The 10243-nt window shown below is 26.7% G+C and carries 10 protein-coding genes and 3 pseudogenes; 3 read left to right on the forward strand and 10 right to left on the reverse strand.

Annotation, left to right across the window (positions count from 1 at the left end; genetic code table 11):
- Nucleotides 1-30 precede the first annotated feature (30 nt).
- Both HNQ06_RS05395 and HNQ06_RS05400 read right to left on the reverse strand, forming a co-directional pair.
- On the reverse strand, nucleotides 31-459 hold the full coding sequence (locus HNQ06_RS05395) for a DUF1463 family protein (protein WP_184107960.1): 429 nt from the start codon (nucleotides 457-459) through the stop codon (nucleotides 31-33).
- A 13-nt stretch (nucleotides 460-472) separates the two neighbouring features.
- Nucleotides 473-1230, reverse strand: a pseudogene (locus HNQ06_RS05400) (DUF787 family protein).
- Between the two features lie 55 nt (nucleotides 1231-1285).
- Between HNQ06_RS05400 and HNQ06_RS05405 the strand changes: the two are divergent.
- A pseudogene (locus HNQ06_RS05405) lies at nucleotides 1286-1477 on the forward strand (TM2 domain-containing protein); the annotation flags it as partial.
- A gap of 64 nt (nucleotides 1478-1541) precedes the next feature.
- Here HNQ06_RS05405 and HNQ06_RS05410 read toward each other — a convergent pair.
- Nucleotides 1542-2216: an ErpL protein gene (locus tag HNQ06_RS05410; protein ID WP_184107964.1), complete on the reverse strand. Its 675-nt coding sequence runs from the start codon at nucleotides 2214-2216 to the stop codon at nucleotides 1542-1544.
- 431 nt (nucleotides 2217-2647) lie between these two features.
- On the opposite strand from HNQ06_RS05410, the gene HNQ06_RS05415 reads away from it, so the two are divergent.
- Entirely contained in the window at nucleotides 2648-3427 is a 780-nt protein-coding gene (locus HNQ06_RS05415) for a tyrosine-type recombinase/integrase (RefSeq protein ID WP_184107966.1), read from the forward strand.
- Between the two features lie 5 nt (nucleotides 3428-3432).
- On the opposite strand, the gene HNQ06_RS05420 is transcribed toward HNQ06_RS05415, so the two are convergent.
- The 7 genes and pseudogenes from HNQ06_RS05420 to HNQ06_RS05450 form a co-directional block, all read right to left on the reverse strand.
- Entirely contained in the window at nucleotides 3433-3858 is a 426-nt protein-coding gene (locus HNQ06_RS05420; protein WP_184107968.1) for a DUF261 domain-containing protein, read from the reverse strand.
- Nucleotides 3859-3909: 51 nt separating this feature from the next.
- Nucleotides 3910-5236 (reverse strand): annotated as a pseudogene (locus HNQ06_RS05425) (DUF244 domain-containing protein).
- A 471-nt stretch (nucleotides 5237-5707) separates the two neighbouring features.
- Nucleotides 5708-6280: a Bdr family repetitive protein gene (gene bdr / locus HNQ06_RS05430; RefSeq protein WP_184107970.1), complete on the reverse strand. Its 573-nt coding sequence runs from the start codon at nucleotides 6278-6280 to the stop codon at nucleotides 5708-5710.
- A gap of 11 nt (nucleotides 6281-6291) precedes the next feature.
- Nucleotides 6292-6813: a chromosome replication/partitioning protein gene (locus tag HNQ06_RS05435; RefSeq protein ID WP_012621303.1), complete on the reverse strand. Its 522-nt coding sequence runs from the start codon at nucleotides 6811-6813 to the stop codon at nucleotides 6292-6294.
- Between the two features lie 39 nt (nucleotides 6814-6852).
- On the reverse strand, nucleotides 6853-7602 hold the full coding sequence (locus HNQ06_RS05440) for a ParA family protein (protein WP_184107972.1): 750 nt from the start codon (nucleotides 7600-7602) through the stop codon (nucleotides 6853-6855).
- Nucleotides 7578-8144 (reverse strand): DUF226 domain-containing protein, encoded by a 567-nt coding sequence (locus tag HNQ06_RS05445; RefSeq protein WP_184107974.1) that lies wholly within the window; start codon nucleotides 8142-8144, stop codon nucleotides 7578-7580. Before HNQ06_RS05445 ends, HNQ06_RS05440 begins: the two co-directional genes overlap by 25 nt.
- A 9-nt stretch (nucleotides 8145-8153) precedes the next feature.
- On the reverse strand, nucleotides 8154-9254 hold the full coding sequence (locus HNQ06_RS05450; protein ID WP_184107976.1) for a plasmid maintenance protein: 1101 nt from the start codon (nucleotides 9252-9254) through the stop codon (nucleotides 8154-8156).
- Nucleotides 9255-9590: 336 nt separating this feature from the next.
- On the opposite strand from HNQ06_RS05450, the gene HNQ06_RS05455 reads away from it, so the two are divergent.
- Nucleotides 9591-10243, forward strand: a 653-nt coding sequence (locus HNQ06_RS05455) for an ERF family protein (RefSeq protein ID WP_184107978.1), incomplete at its 3' end; no start/stop codon positions are given.

Consider the following 10243-nt stretch of genomic DNA (forward strand, 5'->3'; position numbering starts at 1 on the left):
ATATCTCATTATCATAAAAAGACTCTCCTTTTAAGTTTTATTTGGCTTAGTTTTTTGGCAATTAATAGCTCTAATTTCAAAAGTAACTTTTTCAGTTTCTGCAGAATAATTTCTTGCTGGTTCCTCAGTAAAAATTGCATAGTTAGAAATGATTTTGGTAGCAATTCTATCATTGAATACTAAATCAAGCATTTTATCGTATTTACTCACGTCCATGTTGTAAAACTGTTCGTCTAAAATTTCAGTTAACAAAATGTAGTCATGACTACCCAGTGTTACTTCAATATTGAGAATATAAGTTATCGTTTTAGGGTCTCTTAAGTTTATTACAGGCATGCCTTTGTCTTCACTACTAACCACTGCTCTTGTTGTGGGCTCACTTGTAAGTTCTAACTTGCCACTATGCAGTTGTCTACCACCTATTGAAAAATAAACTTCTCTTAAATCATAAAATTGCATTATTTTACACTCCTTATACGCTTAAACTATTTTGATAATCAACTATATCTTGAGTAGTAATTACTAAATTAACAGCATTAATGCTAAAGTTATAAGTAATATTCACACTAAGTTCTAATTTAAGTTGTGGCGTAGGAGAAAGAGTAAGTCTTAACTTTTTATATTCTACTATAAGTCCTCTATCTACAAATCTTTTAAGTAGACATTCAATTGCTGAAGTATAAGCATTGTCTCTAGCTCCACTAAGTTGCAGTGCAGATAATTTACTGTTTTGTCTATTGTTCTTATTCCAAATTCTAATAAACTCAATAATCGCTTCATTTTTTATATAATGATAAGTGAAAAGCTCGTCTATTGAACTTCCAGCAAGATCAACACCCTCTTTAAAAGCAGGCATACCATCAAGACCAGTTTCATTAAGAAGTGTGTAAAAGTTAATATTTGCAGTTCTTAACTTTCCAATTACGGTGTCGTCAACAAGTGGTAAAGCAGAAAGTGGCATACCATAAGGATTTACAGAATGGAAAATACTAGCTTGATGCAAATATTGACTTACAAATTTAAGGTGTAAATTGTCTTTATTGTTGCTATAAACAACAATATTTCTTGCTTTCTCGGTATTGCCTTTATCCTTAAATATTTCTTTTGTTTCTTGCTCTTTGGTTGAGAATACGAAAAGCGTTGAGGAATTTTGAACTTACTGTAGTCGTCCTTGTAAACTTTAAGTCCATCGTCTGAATTTCCATTGTCACCTTGAGTATTAATCAGCACAACAAAAGAGTGTCTATGTACTTTAAGATATTTTTTTAGATCTTCGGGCTTATATAAACAAGCCGAAAATTACAATAAACTTGTGATATTTTTACTATGCTTATTTCTTGGTTATTTAGGAGTTCATAGATTTTATGTGGGTAAAATAGGGACTGGTATATTATACCTATTTACATTTGGATTTTTATATGTTGGAGCTTTAATCGATCTTATTAGAATAGCAACAAACAAATTCGATTGTAAATAAGAAAACAAGACTAGCAATTAGTCTTGTTTTCTTATAATTTATGCTTTTAAAAACCATTTATTTACTATTTTTTATCTTCCCCCACCTCTTTAAGCTCTTCTTCAATCTTTTTAAGCGCACTAGTTATAACTTCATTAGTCATATCGCTAGTATTATTACCACCAGTCATATTTTTAAAGCCCAATTCTCGAGCATATTTCCAAGCTTGTTGTCCAATATTCCTTTGTCCTTGAACTTGATGACCATAAGTTTGTCCAGTTGCAGATCCAACCTGTTTTTTAAACTCTTCAAACTTCTGCTTTGCATCTTCTAAAGCTTTTTTTCTTTCCTCTTTTTTCTTTTTTAAGCTCTCTGAAAGTTTATTTAATTCATCTTCAAGTTCTTTCTTTCCTTTCAATTTTTCTTTTATTTGTTTTATTGCTTTTTCATACTCAGAATATGTTTTAAGAGAAGTTTTTTTAGCCTCCAATTTTTCTATTCGATCCTTTAAGTCCTTAATTGTTTTTTCAATCTCTTTCGTATCTTTTTCATCTAATTTAGATAAATCTTTTGTCTCTAGAATTTCTAAAAATCCTTCAACTTGTTTTTTTATCTCTTGTTCTGTTCTTTTTACATTTTGCTCTTGTTCTGAACTTTCTAAATCTTGCAATGACCCTTCTAAATCTTTACTAGTTGCATAATTCTTGCAAGAACTTATCAAAGCAAAAACAGCACAAATAATAAACATTTTTTTATTCATAAGTTACTCCGTAAGTCTCAAATATAACGCAACACCTCAATGAATACAATTTTTTAAAGATTTAAATATTTGATTTTGTTACATTCAGCTGTTACATATTAACAAACCTCAAATGTAATTTTAATCAACCCTTCAAAATCTCTCCATTGCAAATGCCCTAATCATTACAAAAGACTAAAAAACACATACAAATTAAATTTTAAAGTCTTTGCTATATATCAGATAAAGTATATAGTCTTTCTTATCCGACACCCTTAAAAATTGCCTCTTCTGTTTATAAAAACCACTCCAAAACCCAAATTTCGCATGCAATGAGAACACCCAAAATTTGACTAAAATTTTTAGTTTTTGGTAAAATATAAATTGCTATTTTTATCTATTTTTATTACTTTTACTTAATTTAAAAGTAACCCTGAGAAGGAGCTTGTCTTATGGACATTAATAATTATTTTAATTTAAATAATTACAATATTGATTCTATCCTCAAACTATTAAAAGATTATCAAAAATTAGCAAATGAAAATAAAATTCTTAAAAATTCGCTAAAAATTTCTTCTAAGCCTACTAAAAACGAAACTTCAAAACCATCTCCTAAGTTTTATTTGCCCCCAAAAGATATCAAAATAATTGAAAAATGCGTCAAAACATTAAAACAAATTGACCCAATTTCTGGTTGGTTTCTACATCTACTGGCAATAAGTGGATGCAGGGGTGCTGAAATTCAAAAAGTGAAAATGCAAGACATTACACCCCTACTAAGCAAAACTGGAGAAACTTTTTACAATATAAAAGTAAATATTGCTAAAAAAAGAAATGTCACTTGTATTAGAGAAATTGTCATCAAATCCGAAGAGTTTGAGGCCATTCAAAAAGCTCACGAAAATTATTTTAAGAGAAAAAATCTTGACTCAAGGCGTACTTATCTTTTCCAAAAAACCAAACATAAATTTAAAGACAATCAAATTAGCATTATTAATATTTCTAAAAAATTTAAAAATCTTCTTAAAAAATCAGTATTTCGTGCTAATAAATCGCTTCACTTATTTAGAAATTTGTTTATTTCATATTTAAAATCTAATGGTTACAATTCTTTCCAAATTAAAGAACTTATGAAATATCATTCAACTTCCGAAATTGATAATATATATGGGCTTTCTGCTGCAAACAAAATTCACGCTTATAAATGTATGAAAAATAATCTAAAACTTTAGTAAAACTACTTTAGCTTAAATATATGCTTTGAAGTTACTTTAAATATTTTCCCTCGAGGCTTTAAATCAAGCGAATCATATAATATTTCTTTATGTTTTGTTGCTATAAAGTGATATCCATTAACCTTATCGATTTTAACTTCACTTATTTCAAATTCATTTAAAGCACCCAAATAATTTAAAGATTCATATCTCACACTACTTCTAATTCCGTAGTAATTAAGTATCATACATGGATTTAAAATAAAACAATTACTCTTAATGTATCCAAGTCCTATAAATCTATAATACGCTGCATTTATCTCATAGGTATTAAATTCACGTTTCTTAAATAGACTTGTATAGTAATGTAAACACAAAAAGTAACATCCCCACCTTTGTATCTCTGGACGCAAACTTCTATTGTTTTGTTTTATTTTATTAATAAGCATTACTAAATCCTCCAATATTAAATTATTTTTTTAATTTTTTAGCGCACCCATTCACATGGGGACACTAACACTATTTACAAATGCTATATTGCTAGGCAAAAAGACTTTGCCACTTGTTGGCAATAAACCACTTAATCTATCTGATATTGCTCTTTTCTTAGAATCAAAAGTGAACACAAATTCTCTAAATCTATAACTTACATGTTCAATTAGTGGACATGTATTCGTAATATTGTCGGTTTTCATTTTGATGAAATCTTTAAGGGGCTTTTCTATTTTTTTGTGTTCGTTTTGCATTTTGTTTAATTCTTTTTTTGCACTATCAACATCCATTAGATCACATGCAACATTTTCAGCAACTTGCCTATCCGCAATTTCAAGGTCTACGCAATCAACATATTCTATAAATTCTCTTGCCCAATCAAACTCAACTCCAGAACTATAAAAATCACTCCTTTCTACTAAATCCTCAACAAGTTTTATAAACGCATCCTCGTTAAAATTATGTGCCATTAAGTATTCCTCTCTATAGTTACTATAAATATCTTTTTTTAAATTTATAATTTCTAATTCACATTTATTAACAAATTCAAACACTTTTGATATTAAGGCCTCATTTCTCTTAATCTTACAGTTAATTGGGTGCAGCGTCAATTAAAAAGAACAAATTACAATGCTCAAGACCAGTACATGCTAGCTGCATTTGCGCCTGCACATAATATTTGAAAAAATATTTGCTGCTTAAAAAATTGCCATTTTTATTATATTTGTCAATAGCGCTACTCATATAATGAGAGTCGCTACTTTTAATTTCTAAAAGTTCTAAATCGCCATTATTATTAATAAACCAGCCATCAATTGTTGAGCCTACTAAAGTTTTTGAATTTCCCATTTTTTTGAAATAATTATACTTATCAACTCCATTGGCATATATGTTTTTATATAAAATATCAATATTATCACCGCATGCTTTAACAAATTCTCTAATTCCTAAATTCTCTAATTCCTTACCCTTGAGCATATACAAATTCTCTTCAAAAGGTAGACTCATATCAAAATATTTAAGCACTCTGTTTATCATTAAATCTTTTAGCCCCGCACCACCAATTAGAATATTACCTACTTCACTAGCTCCGTATTTATCTAGCTTGTTTCTTTGAAGACCAAAATCTTGATTGCGGTCAAATCTAAAACACTCTTTACTACTTATTCCTGGTAATTTTTTACCTATTTTGCTTAATTTACTTTTTTCTTTAATAGGAGAAGATTTTTCCTCAAATATTTCACATCCAGTAAAACTTTGTTGATTAACACTTATCATTTTGAGCTCTCCTTGAATATTTTCTTGTGGATTATTTTTGTTTGAAACATTGTTCATGTTTTCCTCCTTATTGTTACTAAATAAGTATATAGCAAAAACTATTTTTGCCAACTTTTTTACAAAAATTTTTTACAAAAAAATAGTTGGGTTTAGCTAAGTTCTCTAACAAGAGAATTTAAATAAACCCAACTTAATTGGATTTTTTTGATAGCAATATACTTTTTTAGCTATTCACATACATATATATAACAAAAACTATTTTTGTCAGGCTTTTTACAGAAATTATTATAATAAATAGAAGCTTTTCAACAATTAAATATAGTTCAATTTAGAATTAAAATCAATTTGTATTTGTTAAAATAAAAGAACTTATTTAGATTTTCTTGTTAAAAAATTCAAATAAGTTCTAAATTTAAAAGAAAGTAAAAATAAAATGTTTCTTTTAAAGAATTTAAATCAAGATTATAGTATTCTATTTAAAAAATACGCTATATACTCCCTTAATATTTTAAAAAATTTTAATCATTCTCAATTGAAGAAATACTTATTAAATATAGAATAGATAATTGGAGCAAGTGTTATTCCCATTATTAGAATTACTTGTATTGTTCTATTGCTTGCATTAAGTTCATTTTTTAAAACATCTATTTTAGTATCTAAACTGGATATATCTTTTTGCAAAGTTTTTTCTATACTATCTATTTTAGAATTAAGTTCGTTTTTTACACTATCTATTTTAGTATCTAAACTGGATATATCTTTTTGCAAAGTTTTTTCTACATTATCTATTTTGGTATCTAAACTATCTATTTTAGCATTTAAACTCTTTTCTACAAAATCTATTTTTAGATTTAAACTTTTTTCTACAGTATCTATTTTTAGATTTAAACTTTTTTCTACAGTATCTATTTTTATATCTAAATTAGATATATCTTTTCTCAAATTCTTTTCTAAATCGATTATTTTCTCTTTCAAAAATTCAAAATTGAAATTATCATTATGAAGAAAAACAAAATCTATTGCCTCCTCACTAAACCCTATGTTTAAAAATTCATTTTTTATACTTTCTATGTTATATGTTCTGTACGCTAAATTAGTCATAAAATTTCTTACTATCCTTTCAGTTGTTTATATTCCTTCATAATTTTTTTAATCATTTCTTTTTCATTATTAAATAATTTGTCTAAAAGATACCCAGTAAATTTCGCATTACTTTTATAAAAGTCGTAACTTTCTTGACTCTTAAGTTGAAATCTTAAGGGTTTTATTGGATTTTGTTTAGATTTTTTCAAAACATTTGGCGATTTTCTTAAGAACTCAAGAGTTTTTGTAACACCATTTTCTATTACATAAGCTTCTTCTAAAATGCCGTCTTTAATTGCATTTGCTATTTTTAAATAGTCATATGCTTGACTTCTTGCTAAATGATAATCTTTGATAAAATCTTCAAATGTTCTGTATCCATCTAATTTATAATATTCGTTATCTTTTATTTCTTTTAATATCTTAATAACTTCCATCTTATAATAAATTTCTTGTTGAAAACTAGATTTTAATCTTTGCTTTAACTTCTTGTAATGTTCTTCGGCTTCATTTAGCACTTCTAGGTTTCTTTTGTTCAATATTATCTCCATATATGGACTCCTTTCATTTAAAATGGCAATCATGTCCAGTTACCTGGACATGATTATTGTTATAAATTTACTTAATATATTTTTGTACTCTAACATATAATCTCTATTTAAATTAAATAGATCGTTTTTTGCTATCTTTTTATTCAAATCTTCTCTTTCATAAATTAACCCCAAAAAATTCTTATTGTCTTTAAGCGAACTAAATAGCGCCTTATGGGTATTATTTTTTTTAAATCTAGTTATTATTAAAAAAATTGGAATATCAATGGCTAAATCACTAATTGAGAACTTTAAAAGTTCTAAACTTTCAACAGCCCATTTCTCTGCTGTTATTGGAACTATTATATAATCACTACATACTAAAGCATTGGTTAGTGTATAATCTAGGCTGGGATTTGTATCAATTATTATGTAATCATAATTGGATTGTAAATTTAATAGCTGTTTTTGAAGTTTAATTTCCTTAAATGTTATAGCCTCTTTATTAAATTTGTGCAAACTTATATAACTAGGTATCAAGTCTAAATTACTACTAATATTTATAACTGAATTATCAATTAATACATTTCCCTTCAAAACTTCATATATATTTTTTTCTAATAAATTAAAATCATCTTCTATTATTTTTTTGTAAAAATAACTAGTTACTGATGCCTGCGTATCCATATCAATTAAAAGCACTTTCCAATCTTGAGACAATAGGGTTGCAAATATAATTGCACTTGTGCTTTTGCCAACGCCGCCCTTAATTGACGCTATTGTTATTATTTTAGGTTTTTTATTATCCATTTTATTAACGGTCCTTGTTCCGGGTATTTTTTCCCATAAAATTTATATACTTGTTGTTCTAAATCCGTAAACATGCTAAATAAAACTTTATTGTAGTGATTATTTGTTCTTTTTTTATCTAATAAACGATATAGCCCCTTAAAATAGCAAAAAACACTTCCGGCTTTAAATCTAAATTCCATATAATATGCCCTTGCTAATGCATATGCTTTTCTAGTCCCGTTTATTTGATACTTTATTAGCGGTTTTTTTATTGGTTTTTGGTAGCCATAAAAAATGCCAATAAACTTATCTCCTTCTTTAATTGGGTACAAGTGAGTTTCTTCAACAATTCTTTCCCCATTAAATAGGGCCCTTAATGATAGTCTAAGTTCATGTTTTTTCTCATAAACTCCAAATTTATAAATGTCCATCATTATTTTTGTATGGTACATTGTTTTCCCATTTTCTTTTTCAATCAAAATAAAGAACGCTTTATTTTGGCATTCAACTTTACATTTGCTTTTTTTTATAGTTTCAATAGGTTCAAGTGAATTTTCCATGTTAAATCCTCATACGACCTTTATGCTCAATTCCTCTGTGGTTAAAGAATTTTTTTGTTTTTTTATTATTTCTAATAATTCAAGATAATATGTACCAAATACTTTATTGTATTCTATTTTTTTTTGGTTATTCAAATATTCTTTTATAATAGACTTTAGAATTTCAATATTTGTATCTTTTTTTAGCCGTTCAATAAGGATATTGAAAATGTTTGTCTTTAAATTTTGATAATTTTGTTGAGAATTTTCTCTTTTTATTTCAATAGACTTTTCTAATTTGCGCTTTATATAACTTAAATCATTATATTTATGATTTTCTATAATAAAATGGGGCTTAAATTTGTAATTTTCGTATACTTTTTGAAGATTTATTTTTAATTGTTCAAAATTATATCCATTTTTTTCTAATTCTTTCCTAGTGTTGTATAGAATTTCTTTTAATCTTTTTTGTTTTTCTTTCATGCAAGATTTTTTTATATTGAATTTTTTTATTAGGGCAATTTCATTTTGTTTTAAGATTTTCATTGCCTCAATCTTCGTATCTTTATCAGTATTTAAATACAAAATAGAAAGAGCCGCTTCTGTTTTAAAGTTACAATTATTGAAATAATTTCTTAGTTGATATTTTTCTATTTCTTTAATCTTTCTTTCTTCTTTTATATTATTATTTTTATTATTTATACACTCCACTGAATTTACATTACCATTTTTAGAAACATTGTCTTTAAAATGATTATTAACTCTAGATTTAAATCTAGAGTTTTTTCGCTCTTTAAAGTATTTGTTGATTTTTTGGTAACATTCTTTTTTAGGATACTTTAGCTTATAGTAAATTTCAGTCCCACAATTTATCCCCATGTGTTGGTAATAATTGGTTGTTACTTTTAGTACTTTTTCTAATTTGTAAAGATAATTTTGCATTGTTCTTAAAGTAGTGGGAGCTAGACTATTTCTTTTAAGATTTTCATTAAAATAATAAAGTATGTTTTGTTGCGTGTATTTCTTATCTTTTTTGTTTAGGTAATTTAGTGTTGAAGTAAGAGATATTAATTTGTATTGGTGTTTGTTGTGACAAGTTGGACTTTTTGTATTATTTGAAAAACCTTCCATGTTTTTTCTCCTTATTGTTAATTACTAATAATCATTAGTATGCAAAATTTTGATTTAAAAGTAAATACTTTTCTAAAAAAATTTAAAATTTGATAAAAATATAAATTGATTTTAAACCAAAGTTAGACTATACTACAATCAGCGTAGTTATTTGAACATATTTCAGGTTGACTACCTTATTGTTAATTTCCAAAGATCATGGTGGGAACTTGGCAAAATTCTTTGTAAAAAGAGTTTGGTTAAGTCCCACTTCTTTTTTTGCAAAAAATTTTTGTAAAAAAGTTGGCAAAAATAGTTTTTACTATATAATTATTTACTAACAATAAGGAGGAAAACATGAACAATGTTTCAAACAAAAATAATCCACAAGAAAATATTCAAGCAGAAATTAAATTCTTAAATGATATGAAAACCCTAATGAAGAACTTGCCACGTATTGACAAAAGTCTTAAAGGGTACGGATATAAGTATCAGGATTTCAATGACATATTAGAAGAAATTGAAAACGTTATTGAAAAGCACAATTTGGATCTTATGTTTAGGCAATTCCCAACTTTTACACATGATCCATATGGTAGAGTTCATGTTATTAGGACCACATTCTACAGCACAAGCAGTGGGTATAGAGAGTCATTTGATACCCCAATTCTTACAGAAAATTTGCAATGGAACAGTGAAAATGGTTCTAAAAATGTAAATACATTGCCACAATTTGTTGGTTCAGCTATTACTTATTTCAAAAGATACGCTTTAGTTGCATGTCTTAATATAAAAAGCGAAATGGATACTGATGCAGCGCCTATTTACAATAATTATGAAAACAGAAATTCTGTGCCCAATAAACAAGTTAGTGTTAATCAAAAGCAAGAACAAAAAAAAGATATTAATCAAAACCAAAATCAATTAAAAGACTTTGATAAAAAATTGAAAACCGACAAGTTTTATTGCTATGAAATTTTTAGAGACGCATTGTTTAATATTAAAAATTG

Source organism: Borreliella lanei, assembly GCF_014205895.1.
In the GTDB taxonomy this organism is placed as follows: domain Bacteria; phylum Spirochaetota; class Spirochaetia; order Borreliales; family Borreliaceae; genus Borreliella; species Borreliella lanei.